Here is a 16,339-nt window from a genome sequence, read left to right as displayed (position 1 = left end):
TTTGCGGTGGCTTTTTCTTTACTGCGCCCGGTCTTCACTTCAGCTATACCCGGAGGGTGCCGGAATTTCATCTTTCAACAGCCATGCACCGAGGGCCTGACGCTTGCTGTCCAGCGGATCGTGCAAGCTGTGCACGCGAATATTGCGCCAGAAGCGGTCAAGTCCGAATGCCGATAAAGTTGCGCTCGCACCCGCCTGATCGAATATTCCGCTGGTAATCGTCAATCCCGCCTCCACCGCGGCCAGGCGCGCCTCCGCAATCAGCAATGCCAGTTGCCCGCGCTCCCGCGCTGTCAATGCATCACCCTTGTCCCATGCGGCTTGCAAGGCAATTGCCGCCTGGTCGGTTAAGGCACGCGCGCCACGGTACTGGGTCCAGTACTGACCAAAGCGCAATTGCAATACGCTGTCATTGAGCAAATCCGTCTCGCCCAGTAACGGCCAGGGTCGACGCCGGGTGCCGACGTAGTCCAGCGCATGCGCCAGGGCGCCTTCGGTATTGCCGAGGTAGATTTCTGCCAGGATCAATTGCGCCAGACAGGCGCGCAATGAATGCCGGGGCGAACGCTGCAATGGTTGCTGGCCCGGAATCCATCCTAAAAACGCCTGCTCTTCGACCAATACCTTATGGAAGCGCACGGTGCCGCTGTCGGTCTGACGCTGTCCGATGGCATCCCAGTCATTTGCCACCTCAATGCCGGGCTGCCTGGTGGCCAATGCGATAAATACGCGGGCGCCGGGCAAGGCCGGGTGGGCAACATTGATAATCAAACCATCCGAGTCGGCCGAACCGGAACAAAACATCCGCTCGCCATCCAGATAGTAACGGCCGCCATCCTGGATCAGATTCAACCGGATATCGCGGTCGTTGGTGGCATTGCCCCAGAACCAGCCTTGTTGCGTCAGCGCATAGAACTGCTGTTGCTGCGCCGGGGTGCCAAAGAGCGTCAGGGTTTCCACCTGCAAATGCTGGAAGGCCAGCAAATGCGCCAGCGAGCTGTCCACCGCAGCCAGACGTCGCACAATGCGCAAAATGCGTGGCCATGCCTCCCGTGGGGCACCGGCAGCATCCGGCAGGCGCAGGGTCAGCAAGCCGCTGTCACGTATCGCGCCGCGTTCAGCCAACGCTGTGCCGCCGGCTTTGTCGCGTGCAATGGCTGTCTCGCCGAGAATGGCAGCCAATGCCTCGACGGCGTCATGCCAGGGGCCCAGATCGTGGTCAAAGACATGTCGCTCACCGACAGGAACATATTTATCCGACATACTCTTCTCCGTCACGCAGGAAATGAAGCAAGCTCGCCATGCACGACCTTGCCGCCCACCACGGTCAGATGCGCATGAATGTCTGTCAACGCATCATCCGCCACCGTTAACGGATTGGCACTCAGGACCGCAAAGTCGGCAAACTTGCCGACGGCAATCGTCCCTTTGAGGTCTTCTTCGTAGCTTAACCATGCGCCATGCGCGGTAATCAGGCTGAGCGCTTGCAAACGACTCAAACGCTGCTCTGCGCCAATGATCTTTTGGGTAGTGCGCTCTTGTCGCACGACACTGGTCCACACGGCATAAAACGGATTCACGGGAATATTGTCGCTGCCGGCAGATACCTGAAAACCTTCTTCCAGCAATGTCTTTAACGGCATGAAACGGTTTCCGCCATGCGCTGCATCGACTTTGGGCGCGCCGTTTTTCCAGACGGTGTACAGCGGATTGGTGGTGATGAATATGCCCAGGCGACGCAGGCGCACAATGTCTTCAGGACTGACATTGCCGATATGTTCCACCACCCAGCGACGTCCTGCCAGCGGATACTGACGGTCAATCGCTTCGTAGACATCCAGCACCTCAGGCAGGCGATCATCGACAACGCTGTGCACGCGGATATTGTGCCGGGCGGCTGCGGTGGCATAAAAGCGGTAATCGTCAATCGAGTTGTGCCACTCGACAAAACCGGCCCAGCCCGTGTTGGGCAAGGCGTTGCGTGAGGCCGCAGCAGATTCGGCAGCGCCCCCGAGCCCAAGATTGATGCCGCCAATGCGCAGGAAGTCATCTCCGAGGCCAATGCCGCGCGCATAGGCATAACTGTCGCGCAAGAATACGTCAGCGTTGTCGCGGGTCCAGGTGGGGCTGATGCACAAGCGGCTGCGCATCGATAATTCACCGTCTTCCCACAGCTTGCGATACACCGAGAGTGTTTCGGGGGCCGATCCATGGCCTTCATAAATACTGGTAGTGCCGTAGGCATGATAGGTTTTCAGGGAGCGGCGCAATCCTTCGATGCGGTCGGCATAGGAAAATGCAGGGACCTTCGACAACACATCGAACTCCACCATCGGTCGTTTGTTCGTCTCGACGATAATGCCGTTCAGCTCACCGTTATCTGCGCGCTGGATGTCGATCCCCTGGCAGCAAGGGCAGGTATCCGGATGCAGGTGATTGTGTTGCAGTGCCAGCGAGTTCAGTGCGCTGTAACCCGGCGGCGCGCCCCAGTTGCCAAACAGCCCCGGGATGTATACCGGATGATCGGGGGCGACCGCGTCGAGTTCCCAGCGATCCGGCATGCGTTTTTCCACCAGATTGTCGGGGCCGCCGAAGTAGTAGGGCGGCTGGCCCACGGGCATCGTGATAATCCATTCGCCTTGCGGACGACGTGCGACTTCTTGCCGCACCACCTCAAGCACATCGTTGATCGTGCGCGCATGCGCCAAGGATGGCCGCAGCGTTTTCAAGCCTTCGCGCTCCATGTGTGCATGGGCGTCGATAAAGCCCGGCGTGACGGTCTGCCCGCCCAGATTGACAATGCGCGTAGCATCATTGGCCAGCGGTAGCACGTCCTCATCGCGACCGACGGCGACAATATGGCCGCCGGCAACAGCCACTGCCTGAGCAGCAGGCTGTTGCGCATTCATCGTGATGATGTTGGCATTGTGCAGTATCAACCCGATTGACGAACGACTCATGATTTGACGCGCGCCGGATCGACTGCTTTCAATGCCGATGTATCAATCAAGCCTGCGTATAACTGACGCAAGTCGCCGGCAGGTGCCTGGGCAATTTTTTCATTGATCGCCCATTCACCGTTGGCCACCAGATCGGTAATCAGACGGGGCGCCAGTTGTACCTCGGTATGATTGCGCTCGAGGCCGTTGCGTGACGATTCGAGCGTGCCCTTGGTACGTTCTGCCAATACGGCGACTGCACGGTTGAAGTCTTTCTTGAACACGCCTTCAGCATCGATCAGGGCCCGGATCGCGGCCTGCAACGCCGCCGGTTTTTCCTTGGCCGTCTTTTCATTGGTAATCAACAGGAAGTGGCTGGTATATACCTTCTCGATACCTTCCGTGCTCAGTACATGCACATTGCCTTTGCCTTCTTGTTTGGCGGCTGCATCTGCCGCCCACCAGTCCCAGTTAAAGGCATCGATACTGCCTTGGGCCAACGCGGTGACCATGTCTTGCGGGCGCAGATTGATGATCGATACATCTTTTGGCGTCAGGCCGTGCAGCTTCAAATACTGGTTCAGATAAAAATGTCCGGCCGAGCCAAAGAAGGTCCCGATGCGCTTGCCGCGCAGATCCGCCGGCTTCAGTACGCCTTTGTCCTTGCGCGCGGCGACCAGCATTTGCGTCGATGAATTGGCGAATTCCGCAAACACGACCGGCTTGTGTCCTTGCAATGCCGCCAATGCCACCACGCTGTCGGTGGTCGTTGCAAAATCGGCCTTGCCTGCCAGTACCGCTTCCGCAGTCAGTCGTCCGGAAGTGAAGTGGGTGGTGGTGACATTGAGGCCATGACGTGACCACAGTGATTCGGCATCCGCGACAAACGGCACGGCCCAGCTATGTCCCTCACTTTCAGCAATGGTCACCGCGGTACCGGCTGCCGCAAAAGCAAAACGTGAACTCAAACCACCCACCAGACTTGCGGCTGCCAGACCTTGCACGGCCAGAAAACGACGACGATCCATATTCCCACTCCCCGAAATAAATTAAATTAATAAGCTGTGATCCACTTACCGGCGTTCCTGATACCAAGGGAAGAACTTATGCAGCATGGCAACAAAAAACTGATCCGACAGAAAACCCAGCGCGCCCAGATAAATCAATCCGACAAACATCATGTCAATGCGAAACACCAGATGTGAATAGGAAATCAGAAATCCCAATCCGGTTTCGGCACCCGCCAGCTCGGCGGCGACCATCACTACAAATGCCAGCGAAGTGGCCTGACGCAAACCTGCAAAGACATAGGGCAGTGCGGCCGGCAATGCGACCAGAAACATCAATTGCAGTGCATTGGCTCCCATGGATGTCGCGGAGCGCAGATACAGAATGGAGACGCTGCGAATCCCGATGAAGGTGTTGACCCATACCGGGAAAAACACGCCCCAGGCAATCAAGACAATCTTCGCTATATCGCCCAGGCCCAGCCAGACGATTGCCAAGGGCACGATCGCGATGACAGGAATCGCGCGCAAGCCGTGCAATATCGGGTCGCTGACATAGCGCGCCAGTGCACTGCTGCCGGTCACCACACCGACCAGCACGCCGGTGCTTGCGCCCACCACAAAGCCGATCAGGATGCGATACAGGCTGGCCAGCATATGGGGCCAGATTTCGCCGCTGACGGTCATCGACCAGAAGGTCTTGGCCACCACCGACGGTGGTGGAAACATCAGAATATTGACGCCATCGACCACCCGTGGCGCCACTTCCCATGTCAGCAAAAACACCAGCATGCCGACCACGCCCAGCACCAGTTTGCGCAGTCGTACCTGATGTTGTGATTGGCGGCGCACTGCCAGCACATGTTGTTCGAGCCGTGTACGTTCAGCCGCTGTCGTGACATTAAGCATGATGGGCAAACGCCTCGGAAATGTGTGCGTAATAGCGGCCGAATTGCGGATCTTCACGATGCCGTGGATACGGCAAATCGACCTTGACGATTTCCTTGATGCATCCCGGATGCGCACTCATGACCACGACGCGCTGACCTAAAAACACCGCTTCTTCGATGTTGTGGGTGATGAAGAACACACTGATGCCGAGTTCTTTCCACAGCTTGATCAACTCTTCTTGCAACATCGTGCGGGTGAGCGCGTCGATGGCGGCAAACGGTTCATCCATCAGCAAGAGTTTTGGTTTGGTTGCCAAGGCACGCGCCACGGCAATGCGCTGACGCATGCCGCCAGACAATTCAAATGGATAGCTGTCCGCCGCCCGTGCGAGTCCGACCAGTTCCAGCAAGCGCTCCGCTTCAAGGCGTCTGGCTTTCCGGTCCATGCCATTCAGGCGCAACCCGAATTCAACATTGCGTCGGGCGGTCAGCCACGGGAACAGGGCGTACTCTTGAAACACCACGCCGCGGTCGGGGCCTGCTGCACGTAATGGCGCATTATTGAAAGACAGTGTGCCTTGCGAAGGCGCGACAAATCCTGCGAGCATATTCAACAGCGTGGTCTTGCCGCAGCCGCTGGCACCAATCGCGCAGACAAATTCGCCCGGCGCGATGTCCAGACTCACGTCATCCAGTGCCCAGTTCACCCCGGTGGCGGTCGCATACAATTTGGAAACGTTGCGGGCACTCACCAATGCCTGCGGCTGTTGGTCTGCATGCACAATCCTGGTCGCGGCGTGATCCGAAGCAGGATCAAACGACGCGGTTGTCGGTGCGGTGGGATTAAGTGCTGCGTACATGGCGAAGCTGCTTTCCTGGGAATTTTTGATCCAAATTCAATTTAACGACTTGGGTTTGATGACGCATGCTTAAAACAGATATGAGCCGCATTTCCATCGTGTTGACGATGGTAAACAACGCGTACTTACTTGGTCAAAGACCGATATTTGATATTCAAATCTGATTAATGCCTTATGCGAAATCATGATGTTGATATGCATGAATTGCGCTGACGAATCGGTGGTTGTCCGCCACGGTTTGGCGCCCGGGCAGAAAGTGACGGACAAAGAAAAAGCCACCTTGCGGTGGCTTTTTCTTTACTGCGGAGAGTCTGCCTGCTGGGATCAGAGCACCTCGCTGGCATGATCCGCCAGACGTGAGCGCTCGCCCTTGGCGAGGGTGACGTGACCACTGTGCGACCAACCCTTGAAGCGGTCAACCACGTAAGTCAGGCCGCTCGATCCTTCGGTCAGATATGGCGTATCGATCTGCGCGATATTGCCGAGACAGATGATCTTGGTGCCGGGGCCGGCACGGGTGACCAGGGTCTTGATTTGCTTTGGCGTCAGATTCTGCGCTTCGTCGATGATCAGGAACTTGTTGACGAAGGTACGGCCGCGCATGAAGTTGAGCGACTTGATCTTGATGCGTGAACGGATCAGGTCTTGCGTTGCCGCGCGACCCCATTCGCCGGCATCGCCATCCGACTTGTTCAGGACTTCCAGATTGTCGTCGAAGGCCCCCATCCACGGTCCCATCTTTTCTTCTTCGGTGCCGGGCAGGAAGCCGATGTCTTCGCCCACCGGCACCGTGACGCGGGTGACGATGATTTCGTTGTAGGTCTTGTTTTCCAGAACCTGCGCCAGACCGGCGGCCAGTGCCAGCAGTGTTTTGCCGGTGCCGGCCTGACCCAGCAGCGTGACGAAATCACACTCCGGATTCATCAGCAGATTGAGCGCGAAATTCTGCTCGCGGTTGCGCGCCGTGATGCCCCACACGCTGTTCTTGGCGTGGCCGTAATCACGCAGGGTCTGCAGCACGGCAGTCTTGCCGTTGATCTGCGTGACCTGGCCGTAGAAGGCGGCTTCGCCATTCTTCGGCTCGATGAAGACGAACTGGTTCACCAGCATCGACGGCACGTGCGGGCCGGTCACGCGGTAATAGGTATAGCTGGTGCCGTGCTTGTTTTCCTGCCACGATTCCATGCCCTTGCCGTGCTTGTTCCAGAAATCGTCCGGCAATTGCTGGATGCCCGAATACAGCAGGTCGGTATCTTCCAGTACGTGATCGTTGAAGTAATCTTCCGCCGGCAGACCGATGGCGCGGGCCTTGAGGCGCATGTTGATGTCTTTCGACACCAGCACCACCGGACGCTCCGGATACTGCTGATCCAGCGCGCGTACCACGCCCAGAATCTGATTGTCGGCCTTGCCTTCAGGCAGGCCGTCCGGCAACTTGGCATTTTGCAGTTTGGTCTGGAAGAACAGACGGCCCTTGGCATCCTTGTTGCCGAGCTTCGACAGCGGAATGCCGAGGTCAATCGCATCTTCGGCGATGTCGCTGACCAGCGCGTCGAGCGAACGCGAAATCTGGCGGGCATTGCGCGCGACTTCGGACATGCCTTTCTTGTGGTTGTCCAATTCTTCCAGCGTGATCATCGGCAAATAGATGTCATGCTCTTCGAAGCGGAACAGGGAAGTCGGGTCATGCATCAGCACATTGGTATCCAGCACGAACAGTTTGGATACGCCCAGTTTGTCGGCGGTGCGGCTGGTGGTCGACTTGACGCGCGACTCGGTGACTTTCGGCGTGGCACGCGGTTTTTCCGCCGGGCTCTTGGTGCTGATCTTGGCGCGCGGCTGGGTAACCGCCGGCGCCTTGGCTGCCGGCGTCACAGGCGCAGGTTCTACCAGTGCGATATGGGGTTTGACAGTTTTACCGCGTTCGGCCTTGGGATAATCTTTGGGAGCCAATAAGGCTGCTGGTTTACTTGGCAGTTTGGGCAGGGGCATCAGAACCTCGGTAGTAAAAGGAAAGAACTCGGGAAAAATGCCGCTTTGTCAGAGCGATCAGGTACCGCGGTGCAAACAACATGGGGCCGCCACCAAGAAAAACCTGTTGCAACTCACGTTGCCGATGCGGCAATGTGGCCGGCGGCAGCAGGGTTTTGTTGGGAGGGCTAAATCGCAAAGTAAAAAAGCCGTTTTGGAAGGTCAGTGACCTAATCCATAAACGGCTTTCAAAAAACGATTTTCTGTTTGAATTCAAAGGCTTGTATAAATTGACCGCATAATTCGGCAGGTTGCCGCAAAATGGCTGCGGGTAAGACGCCGCTCCATTTTGCCACAGCCAGTGCAAGACGTTCTGAAACTTGTTTGCTGCTGTTGCGATGTTATTACCCGGCAATGGTTTTCACAAACGCCAAGACGTCATCCACGTGTCCCGGCACCTTCACTCCACGCCATTCTTTCACCAATGTGCCGGCGCCGTCAATGATAAACGTGCTGCGCTCGACGCCGCGTACCTGCTTGCCGTACATGTTCTTCATTTTCATGACATCAAACATGATGCACTGCGTTTCATCAGGGTCCGAGATCAGTTCGAACGGCATGTCCAGCTTGGCCTTGAAGCCTTCATGGGATTTCAGGCTGTCACGGCTGATGCCGAAGATTTCGGTATTGGCCGCCTGGAACTGAGGGTACAGTTCACGGAACTGGATACCCTCGGTGGTACAGCCGGGCGTGTTGTCCTTGGGATAAAAATACAGCACCAGATTTTTACCTTGATAGTCAGACAGCCTGAACGTCTTGCCGCTGGTCATGGCTGCCGAAAAATCCGGTACGGTCTTGTTGATAATGGATGGTCTGTCGTCTGTCAAAATGGCGCCCCGAAGTAAAGGTTTATCGTGTGGTCGTGATGCGTTGCTGAGCTCAGGCTGCCTGCAGGATCATGTCGCCGGAGCGTCCCGGCAGTTCGCCCCAGGCGACCGGCAGGATCGGCAGCACGTCGTCCCCGAGCGTTTCGTGATAGCGGCCCATGGACGTCAGTTCATAGCCTTGTGCGCGCCAGCCTGACAGCAGTTGTTCAAATATTGGGGCAAGTTTCTGTCCTTCAAGTTCTGCATGCAGGGTAAATACATGATCGCGCGGTTGCGCGGTCAGCCGCAGAATCATGGCAGCCGCATTTGACGCGTCGATGACCTGGCCGTTGATGGTGCGGCCCAGCAACTCATCGAGCGTGGGCAGCGTGGTCGGCAACTGGACGCAGGACAGCGGACGTCCGAGCGCCTTGAGCCGGTGCGGCCCGGCATTCGGATCGGCCAGCGAGCCATCTTCATTCAATTGTGCGCGACCATCGGAGGAGTAGGCGATGCCGAATTCATCCAGTTGCGCGAACGCATATTCATTCATCTGCCAGCCGGCCGCTCCATGCGTTACCGGCGCCTGGCCGAAGATTTCATGAAAGCGCGCATAGGCGCGTTGCATGGTTTCTCTGGTCCATTCGGCACCGCGTTGCCGCACGTGGTCTTGCCAGACGCGGTGGTCCCAGGTGTGGATGCCGCATTCGAAGCCGGCATCGCGCGCCGCCCGCATGGGCGCGGCACAGGTTTTACCGATATCGGGCGCCGGCAGCAGGGTGCCGTACATCAGGGTTTTGATGCCGTAGTGCTCGACCACCGAGGTGCGCGATACCTTGCTGAAAAAACCGGGCCGGAAGACTTGCTTCAAGGCCCAGCCGGTATGATCCGGTCCCAGCGAAAACAGGAACGTGGCGTTGGCTTGATGGCGTTGCAGTTGCCGCACCAGATTGGGGACGCCTTCGCGGGTGCCGCGGTAAGTGTCGGCGTCGATTTTGAGGATGAGTAGTGGCAAATGCGTTCTCTGAGAAAAAATGGCCGGTGCAGCGGGCAACGGACTTCTGTGGCGATAGCGAGAGCAACTGGCGGGCAGCGCGGAAACCAGCGGCGGATGGCGAATTGTGGCACGAAAGTGCGCTGCAATAAACCATTTCAGCAGTAATGTGATGCGCGCAGTGCGTGCGGGCGGCGGGGCGCAATGCCATGCCGGTGAATGCAGCAGGAATGCAGAAGGAAGGGGAGGGGCAGTAACAGATAACCTGACCGGGGTTGCCGGTCAGGTCGGGGAGCATCAGTCCATCAATGCGCGGGCTTCGGCGACCTGGCCGCGATAGGCGTCGAAAATGTTGCGCAGGGTGTCGGCCATGGTGGTGGTCGGCTTCCAGTTCAACTCTTCACAGGTGTTGGTGATCTTCGGTACGCGGTTTTGCACGTCCTGATAGCCCTTGCCGTAGTAGCTGGCGGAGGTGGTTTCGACCAGTTTCACTTGCTTGACGCTGTCGGCATATTCCGGATATTCGGCGGCCAGTTCAATCATCATGCCGGCCAGATCGCGGATCGAATAATTGTTGACCGGATTGCCGATGTTGTAGATTTTGCCGGTGGCAATGCCGTTTTCGTTGGCGATGATCTTCATCAGCGCATCAATGCCGTCGTCGATGTAGGTGAATGCACGCTTTTGCTGACCGCCGTCGACCAGCGAAATATTCTCGCCGCGCACGATGTGGCCGAAGAACTGCGTGACCACGCGCGAGCTGCCTTCTTTCGGCGTGTGGATCGAATCGAGACCGGCGCCGATCCAGTTGAACGGACGGAACAGCGTGAAGTTCAGGTTGTCTTCCATGCCGTAGCCCCAGATCACGCGGTCCATCAATTGCTTGGCGCAGGAGTAGATCCAGCGCGGCTTGTTGATCGGACCGCAGATCAGTTCCGATTCTTCCGAATCGAATTCGTCGTCGTGGCACATGCCATAGACTTCCGAGGTCGACGGGAATACCAGATGCTTGCCGTACTTGGCAGCCGAACGCACGATGGGCAGGTTGGCTTCGAAATCCAGTTCAAACACGCGCAGCGGCTTGTTGACGTAGGTCGACGGCGTGGCAATCGCCACCAGCGGCAAGATCACGTCACACTTCTTGACGTGGTATTCGACCCATTCCTTGTTGATCGTGATGTCGCCTTCAAAGAAATGCATGCGCGACTTGAACGCCTCATTTTCCAGAATGTCGGTGATGCGGTCGGTCATCATGTCCATACCGTAGACGTGCCAGTCGGTAGTTTCCAGAATGCGCTTGGACAGGTGATGGCCGATGAAGCCGTTGACGCCGAGAATGAGGACTTTTTTCATAGTATGTGAGCCGCTTTAAACAGCCATGTATTTCAGATAATTGTTAAGAGAGACATCTTGATCGTTGATCAGGATACCCATAATTTGCAGGTAGTTGCCATCGCCGCAGCGCGCGTAGAGACGGCCTCCCTCAAAGAACTTGTCTTGCGCCCCATGCGTCCGTTCCAGTGCCGCGCGGGCCGAAGTCGGGACGAGTCGGGTTCTTGCGAGCGTAATTTTATCACCCGCGATTTCTTCGAAGGCGCCCGGATAGGGTGGCGCCACGGTGCGTACCAGATTATGCACCTGCTGCGCCGGTTTTTTCCAGTCGATACGGCCATCTTCCGGCTTGCGGCCACCGAAATAACTGCCTTTCGACAAATCGTTGGGCAATTTCGGGGTGCGCCCGGCCAGCATGGCCGGCAATACATTCCATAAAGTTTGCTCAGCGGCAACCACCACCTTGCAGAAGACTTCATGTGCCGTGTCGTCGGGCAGGATCGGCACCGCCGTTTGCGCGACGATGGCGCCGGCGTCCGGCTTGGCGGCCATTTCATGCAGCGTGGCGCCGGTTTCGGTTTCACCGTGCAACACCGCCCAGTTGATCGGTACCCGGCCGCGATATTTCGGCAGCAGCGAGCCATGCATATTGTAGGCGCCATACCTGGCTTCACTGAGCAAACCGACCGGCAACATGTGACGGTAATAGAAGCTGAAGATGAAGTCGGGTTTGGCGGCTTGCACCTGGCTCAGCAACTTGGCCGAATTCGGATCTTCCGGCGTCACGAACGTGATGCCGTATTCGCGGCAGGTTTCGGCGACGGAGGCGAACCAGATGTTTTCGTTCGGATTGTCTTCGTGCGTGACCACCAGTGACACGCGGATGCCGCGCGCCAGCAATACCTTCAGGCAGCGCACACCGACGTCATGATAAGCAAAGACGACTGCGTTCATGAGTTTTGTTTGTCCTCTGCGGTGGATTGTTCAAGTATCGCCTGCAACACGTAGCGCGGACGCGCCCGTACCTGCAGATAGATACGGCCGATGTACTCGCCCAGCAAACCGATGCCGAACAGGATCACGCCGATCAGGAAAAACGTGATCGCAAACAGGGTGAACACACCCTGGACTTCGGCGCCCAGAATGAAGCGGCGTATCACCATCAGGATGAACAGCGCAGCCGAGGCAAATGACAAGCCGATGCCCAGCAATGAAAAGAATTGCAGCGGCACCAGCGAGAAGCCGGTGACGAGGTCGAAGTTGAGGCGGATCAGGCTGTACAGCGAATACTTCGATTCGCCGGCGGCGCGTTCTTCGTGTTCGACCACGATTTCCGTCGGATTGCGGGCAAAGGTATAGGCCAGCGCCGGTACGAAAGTATTGATTTCACGGCACTGATTGACCAGATCGATGACGTTGCGCCCATAGGCGCGCAGCATGTTGCCCTGATCGGTCATCTTGATGTGGGTGATTTTTTCGCGCAGGCGGTTCATGGCCTTGGACGCCACGGTGCGCCAGGCTGAATCCTGGCGCAGACGACGGATCGAGCCGACATAGTCGTAGCCTTCCTTCATCTTGGCGACCAGATTGCCGATTTCTTCCGGTGGATTTTGCAAGTCGGCGTCGAGGGTCACGACGATGTTGCCGCGGGTTGCTTCAAAGCCTGCCAGAATTGCCATGTGCTGGCCATAGTTGCCGTTGAACAGGACCACGCGGGTGACGTCCGGACGCTGGCGGAACTGTTCGGCCAGAATACTGGCAGAGGTATCGCGGCTGCCGTCGTTGACGTAAATGATTTCGTAGGAAATGCCCAGGGCATCCAGCGCCGGGTACAGGCGCGCAAAGAGCTGGGCAAGGCCGGATTCCTCGTTGTAGACGGGAATGACGACGGAGAGTTCTGGTTTCATCAAAGCCTGAAAATAGGTGAAAGTTGCAGCAGCGGAAATGCCCGGGCCATGTGCATATTCAGTATTCACTTGGTAACTCAGTATTCGTGCACGCTGCCGCAGCGCTGCATCTTGATCCTGGTTGCAGTGTTGCCAATGGCGCCGCGGATCATGGGGCGAAATACCTGTCCCGACAACTGATTACCCGGCATTTCCACGTGGAAACATCGGGTTGATATGACACTTGCGCCGTTCCGGCAAATTATCCGAGCACGGATTTTACCGCGTCAACTGCCCGTTCGACATCTTCTTTACTCATCGCAGTAAACATCGGCAGGGAAACAATCAGGCGGCCGACCCGTTCCGCGACCGGGAACATGCCTTCCTTGAAGCCACGGTCACGATACAGTTTGAGCAGGTGAATCGGCGGGTAGTGATAGCCAATGCCTATTTGCAGCGCCATCATTTTTTCCATGAAACTGGCGCGGGTGGTGCTTTCCGGCAAAACCAGCTGGTACATGTGCCAGTTCGAATTGTCGAAGTCGGCTACCGGCAACTGAGCGCCGTACCGGCTTTCGAAGTCCGCACCGAAACAGGCAAAGTAGTGGCGAGCCAGCTCACGGCGTTTGGCGGTGACCGCATCGATATGGGCGAACTGGCCCAGGCCGATGGCGGCGGCGACATCGGTCATGTTGAATTTGCCGCCGAGGACATCCACGTCGAGACCGTCGAAGCCGGTGCGGGTGACGCCTTGCAACCGGTATTTTTCAGCCAGCCGGGCTTCGTCGGCATTGTTGACGACCAGGCAACCGCCTTCGGAGCAGGTAATGTTCTTGTTGGCCTGAAAACTGAACGAGACGAAGTCGCCGAAAGAACCGATGCGCTTGCCTTTCCAGCTGGAGCCAAGAGCTTGCGCCGCATCTTCGATCACGCGCAGATTGTGTTTGGCGGCAATCGCATACAAGCGATCCATGTCGACCGGCAGGCCCGACAGGTAGACCGGGATGACGGCCTTGGTGCGCGGCGTGATGGCGGCTTCCAGTTTGTCCAGATCAATGTTGCGTGTGACCGGATCGATGTCGGCGAATACCGGCGTGGCGCCGGTTTCGATGACGACATTGGCGGTGGCTACCCACGAAATCGGGGTCGTGATCACTTCATCGCCGGGACCGATGCCGGCGATGCGCAGTGCAATCTCCATGGTGCAGGTGCCGGAATTGAAGCTGCGCGTGATGCGGCCATCAAAATAATCCGACAACTCTTTTTCAAAGGCCTGCACCTTGGGGCCGCTGGTGATCCAGCCGGAGCGCAGAACGTCGGCTACGGAGGCAATGGTGGCTTCGTCGATGGTCGGTTTGGAAAATGGCAAAAATGGTAGCGTTGGCTGCGTCATCAAGTGCTCGCGTAAAGAATAAAAGCAGGGTGGCAGGGAAGGGATGCGGTACGCGGCATATTTTACTGCCGCGCACCTTAATTTCACATGAATCGATTGGTGCGCTGCATCAGCTGCGGGTCAGCAGGATGACGCCGACGATAATCACGCCGATGGCCAGAATGCGCTGCGCCGACACTACCTCGCCGAGGAAGTACCAGGCACCGATGGCATTGATGATATAGCCCAGCGACAACAGCGGATAGGCAATCGTCACGTCCACGCGTGACAGGCCGATGATCCACACCACGACCGAGATCACGTAGCAGGTCAGGCCGCCCAGAATCGGCAATTGCGTGGCCAGTTTGATGCCCGTGGAAAACCAGTTTTCGGCCGTCAGGTGAATCGCGCCAACGGCATTGGTGCCGGCCTTGAGCAGCAGTTGCGCCACGGCGTTGAGGCAAATGCCGACGAAGATGAAGCCGAAGGTGGGCAGATTCATGGTGCCACCTTCTTGCTGTCGGCGCCGGGATTGTTGGCGACGATCACGCGCCGCGGATCCTCACCGATCAGGCGCATCGGCAGGCCGCGCTGTTGCAGCGTGACATAAATGGACGGATCAATGATGGCGATATCTTTCTTGCCGGCATCATGATCGGCGATCCACTGCGCGACGAAAGCGTCTATGGTCGGCAGCCACAGCTGCGGCTCTTGCTTGAGGCCGAACTCCATTTCGTCGGCATGCTGGACCAGAATCATGGTGCGGCGCAGATAGAACGGCAGCGCCTGTTCATAACGGCCGACCAGATAAATCGGCGTGGCCGGCGTCAGTTCGGCTTGCAGTGCCGGCACATAATCGATACCGGCAGAGTAACGGCCTTGCGGCTCATGGCCCAGCATCAGCAACTGACCGGCGACAAAACCGGCGATCGCCAACAGTGTCACGGCCAGATCTTTTTGGGTGCGGGCAAAGCGGATGGCCAGCACGCCGCCGATGAAGGCGATGATGGTGGCAGCGTAGATCCATGGCACGTGGGCGGTGACCAGCGGCAACGAATACGCATCACGCGCCAGCGATGGCACATGTGGAATGAATGCCATGCCGACGGCACAAGACAAAGCCACCAGCGAGGCCGACAGCACGATTGCCTTGTAGCTGGCACGATCCAGATAACTGCCGATCAGCAACGCCAGCGCCGGGAAGATCGGCAAGATATACGACGGCAGCTTGGAACCGGAAATGCTGAAGAAGAAAAAGATGAAGACCGACCACACCATCAGCATTTTGCCGGGCTGGAATTTGCCTTCACTCAGGCTGGCAAAGCTGCCGGCACTGCGGCCCGGTTCGCGCAGGCTCTGCAACAGACTCTGGAACATCACGCCCAGCCACGGCAAGATGCCGAGCAGCAGGATCGGGATGAAGTAGTACCACGGGCCGCTGCGGCTGTGAATTTTGCTGGTGAAACGCTGGAAATGTTCGTGGATGAAAAAGAATTGCGGGAATTCCGGGTTCTTCAGCGAGACCAGCACAAACCATGGCGTGGTGATGGCAAAGAACAGGATCAGGCCCTTGACCAGATGCAGACGCTTCCAGATGGCCCAGTCGCGCGACAGCAAGGTGTACAGCACCAAGACCGCACCCGGCAGCACAATCCCGATCAGACCCTTGGACAGCACCGCCAGCGCCATGCCGGCCCAGCAGGCCAGCATCCAGTTGCGCTGTTCGCTGCGGCTGGCGTCATTGCGCTGCGCCAGCAACAGGCCGCACAGGCTGATGGTCATCATGCCGGCCAGTCCCATGTCGAGCGTGTTGATGTGACCCATGCCGGCCCAGAAAAAGCTGGATGCCAGCACCAGCGGTGCGTAATACGCGGTACGTTCGTTGAATACCCGGCGTCCGGCGTATGCCACCAGACCGATGCCGAGCAAACCGCACAAACCGGTCCACAGACGCGCCTGCCATTCGCCGAGGCCGAACAGTTCGAACGTGATCGCGTTCATCCAGGTTTGCAGCGGCGGTTTTTCGAAATACTTGATGCCATTCAGGCGGGTCGTGATCCAATCCTGCGTCGCCACCATTTCGCGCGCCATTTCGGCGTAGCGGCCTTCGTCGGTCGGCACTAGGGTGCGTGCTCCCAGCATGTAGAACCACACCAGCAGAAACAGAATGAGCAGGGTCCAGAGGAATGCTTTTGATTTGTGCAGTTCGCGCATTGCGGCGA

The 16,339-nt window shown here is 57.6% G+C and carries 15 protein-coding genes; all 15 read right to left on the bottom strand.

All coding sequences use genetic code 11. From position 1 onward, the window contains the following. Positions 1 to 39: 39 nt before the first annotated feature. A complete protein-coding gene (locus AKL27_RS07790; protein WP_050462233.1) occupies positions 40 to 1,263 on the bottom strand; it encodes an acyl-CoA dehydrogenase family protein in 1,224 nt (407 codons plus the stop codon). A gap of 11 nt (positions 1,264 to 1,274) precedes the next feature. After that, positions 1,275 to 2,960: an amidohydrolase gene (locus AKL27_RS07785; RefSeq protein ID WP_050462232.1), complete on the bottom strand. Its 1,686-nt coding sequence runs from the start codon at positions 2,958 to 2,960 to the stop codon at positions 1,275 to 1,277. Beyond that, positions 2,957 to 3,967, bottom strand: coding sequence for an ABC transporter substrate-binding protein (locus AKL27_RS07780; RefSeq protein ID WP_050462231.1), 1,011 nt, complete (start codon positions 3,965 to 3,967; stop codon positions 2,957 to 2,959). The genes AKL27_RS07785 and AKL27_RS07780 overlap by 4 nt, the downstream gene beginning before the upstream one ends. 45 nt (positions 3,968 to 4,012) lie before the next feature. Continuing rightward, a complete protein-coding gene (locus AKL27_RS07775) occupies positions 4,013 to 4,855 on the bottom strand; it encodes an ABC transporter permease (RefSeq protein ID WP_050462230.1) in 843 nt (280 codons plus the stop codon). Next, positions 4,848 to 5,696, bottom strand: a complete 849-nt coding sequence (locus AKL27_RS07770; RefSeq protein WP_083438926.1) for an ABC transporter ATP-binding protein — start codon at positions 5,694 to 5,696, stop codon at positions 4,848 to 4,850. Before AKL27_RS07770 ends, AKL27_RS07775 begins: the two co-directional genes overlap by 8 nt. Positions 5,697 to 6,020: 324 nt before the next feature. Further along, complete coding sequence (locus AKL27_RS07765) at positions 6,021 to 7,688, bottom strand: PhoH family protein (RefSeq protein ID WP_050462229.1); 1,668 nt, start codon at positions 7,686 to 7,688, stop codon at positions 6,021 to 6,023. Continuing rightward, positions 7,663 to 8,082: a hypothetical protein gene (locus tag AKL27_RS27635; protein WP_157056841.1), complete on the bottom strand. Its 420-nt coding sequence runs from the start codon at positions 8,080 to 8,082 to the stop codon at positions 7,663 to 7,665. Before AKL27_RS27635 ends, AKL27_RS07765 begins: the two co-directional genes overlap by 26 nt. Continuing rightward, the gene (locus AKL27_RS07760; RefSeq protein WP_269749194.1) at positions 8,072 to 8,554 is read right to left on the bottom strand and encodes a peroxiredoxin; all 483 of its coding nucleotides are present in this window, start codon (positions 8,552 to 8,554) and stop codon (positions 8,072 to 8,074) included. Before AKL27_RS07760 ends, AKL27_RS27635 begins: the two co-directional genes overlap by 11 nt. Positions 8,555 to 8,606: 52 nt before the next feature. Then, complete coding sequence (locus tag AKL27_RS07755) at positions 8,607 to 9,548, bottom strand: polysaccharide deacetylase family protein (RefSeq protein ID WP_050462228.1); 942 nt, start codon at positions 9,546 to 9,548, stop codon at positions 8,607 to 8,609. Between the two features lie 276 nt (positions 9,549 to 9,824). Continuing rightward, positions 9,825 to 10,880 carry a bifunctional UDP-4-keto-pentose/UDP-xylose synthase gene (locus tag AKL27_RS07750; RefSeq protein ID WP_050462227.1) on the bottom strand — a complete coding sequence of 352 codons (1,056 nt, stop codon included), beginning with the start codon at positions 10,878 to 10,880 and terminating at the stop codon, positions 9,825 to 9,827. Positions 10,881 to 10,895: 15 nt separating this feature from the next. Beyond that, positions 10,896 to 11,813 carry a formyltransferase gene (locus AKL27_RS07745; RefSeq protein WP_050462226.1) on the bottom strand — a complete coding sequence of 306 codons (918 nt, stop codon included), beginning with the start codon at positions 11,811 to 11,813 and terminating at the stop codon, positions 10,896 to 10,898. After that, on the bottom strand, positions 11,810 to 12,766 hold the full coding sequence (locus tag AKL27_RS07740) for a glycosyltransferase (RefSeq protein WP_050462308.1): 957 nt from the start codon (positions 12,764 to 12,766) through the stop codon (positions 11,810 to 11,812). Before AKL27_RS07740 ends, AKL27_RS07745 begins: the two co-directional genes overlap by 4 nt. Positions 12,767 to 13,007: 241 nt before the next feature. Further along, complete coding sequence (locus AKL27_RS07735) at positions 13,008 to 14,138, bottom strand: DegT/DnrJ/EryC1/StrS family aminotransferase (protein WP_050462225.1); 1,131 nt, start codon at positions 14,136 to 14,138, stop codon at positions 13,008 to 13,010. A 109-nt stretch (positions 14,139 to 14,247) separates the two neighbouring features. Then, positions 14,248 to 14,619, bottom strand: a complete 372-nt coding sequence (locus AKL27_RS07730; RefSeq protein ID WP_050462224.1) for an EamA family transporter — start codon at positions 14,617 to 14,619, stop codon at positions 14,248 to 14,250. Further along, positions 14,616 to 16,331 carry a glycosyltransferase family 39 protein gene (locus AKL27_RS07725; RefSeq protein WP_050462223.1) on the bottom strand — a complete coding sequence of 572 codons (1,716 nt, stop codon included), beginning with the start codon at positions 16,329 to 16,331 and terminating at the stop codon, positions 14,616 to 14,618. The genes AKL27_RS07730 and AKL27_RS07725 overlap by 4 nt, the downstream gene beginning before the upstream one ends. Positions 16,332 to 16,339 lie beyond the last annotated feature (8 nt).

It is taken from the genome of Herbaspirillum autotrophicum, from assembly GCF_001189915.1.
Classification (GTDB): domain Bacteria; phylum Pseudomonadota; class Gammaproteobacteria; order Burkholderiales; family Burkholderiaceae_D; genus Herbaspirillum; species Herbaspirillum autotrophicum.
The sequence above is the reverse complement of the archived record's forward strand: the minus strand, read 5'-3'. Positions and strand labels throughout refer to the sequence as shown.

Coding starts and splice junctions, on each gene's coding strand:
- AKL27_RS07790 (WP_050462233.1), bottom strand. CDS start 1,263: ATGTCGGATAAATATGTTCCTGTCGGTGAGCGACATGTCTTTGACCAC.
- AKL27_RS07785 (WP_050462232.1), bottom strand. CDS start 2,960: ATGAGTCGTTCGTCAATCGGGTTGATACTGCACAATGCCAACATCATC.
- AKL27_RS07780 (WP_050462231.1), bottom strand. CDS start 3,967: ATGGATCGTCGTCGTTTTCTGGCCGTGCAAGGTCTGGCAGCCGCAAGT.
- AKL27_RS07775 (WP_050462230.1), bottom strand. CDS start 4,855: ATGCTTAATGTCACGACAGCGGCTGAACGTACACGGCTCGAACAACAT.
- AKL27_RS07770 (WP_083438926.1), bottom strand. CDS start 5,696: ATGTACGCAGCACTTAATCCCACCGCACCGACAACCGCGTCGTTTGAT.
- AKL27_RS07765 (WP_050462229.1), bottom strand. CDS start 7,688: ATGCCCCTGCCCAAACTGCCAAGTAAACCAGCAGCCTTATTGGCTCCC.
- AKL27_RS07750 (WP_050462227.1), bottom strand. CDS start 10,880: ATGAAAAAAGTCCTCATTCTCGGCGTCAACGGCTTCATCGGCCATCAC.
- AKL27_RS07745 (WP_050462226.1), bottom strand. CDS start 11,813: ATGAACGCAGTCGTCTTTGCTTATCATGACGTCGGTGTGCGCTGCCTG.
- AKL27_RS07740 (WP_050462308.1), bottom strand. CDS start 12,766: ATGAAACCAGAACTCTCCGTCGTCATTCCCGTCTACAACGAGGAATCC.
- AKL27_RS07735 (WP_050462225.1), bottom strand. CDS start 14,138: ATGACGCAGCCAACGCTACCATTTTTGCCATTTTCCAAACCGACCATC.
- AKL27_RS07730 (WP_050462224.1), bottom strand. CDS start 14,619: ATGAATCTGCCCACCTTCGGCTTCATCTTCGTCGGCATTTGCCTCAAC.
- AKL27_RS07725 (WP_050462223.1), bottom strand. CDS start 16,331: ATGCGCGAACTGCACAAATCAAAAGCATTCCTCTGGACCCTGCTCATT.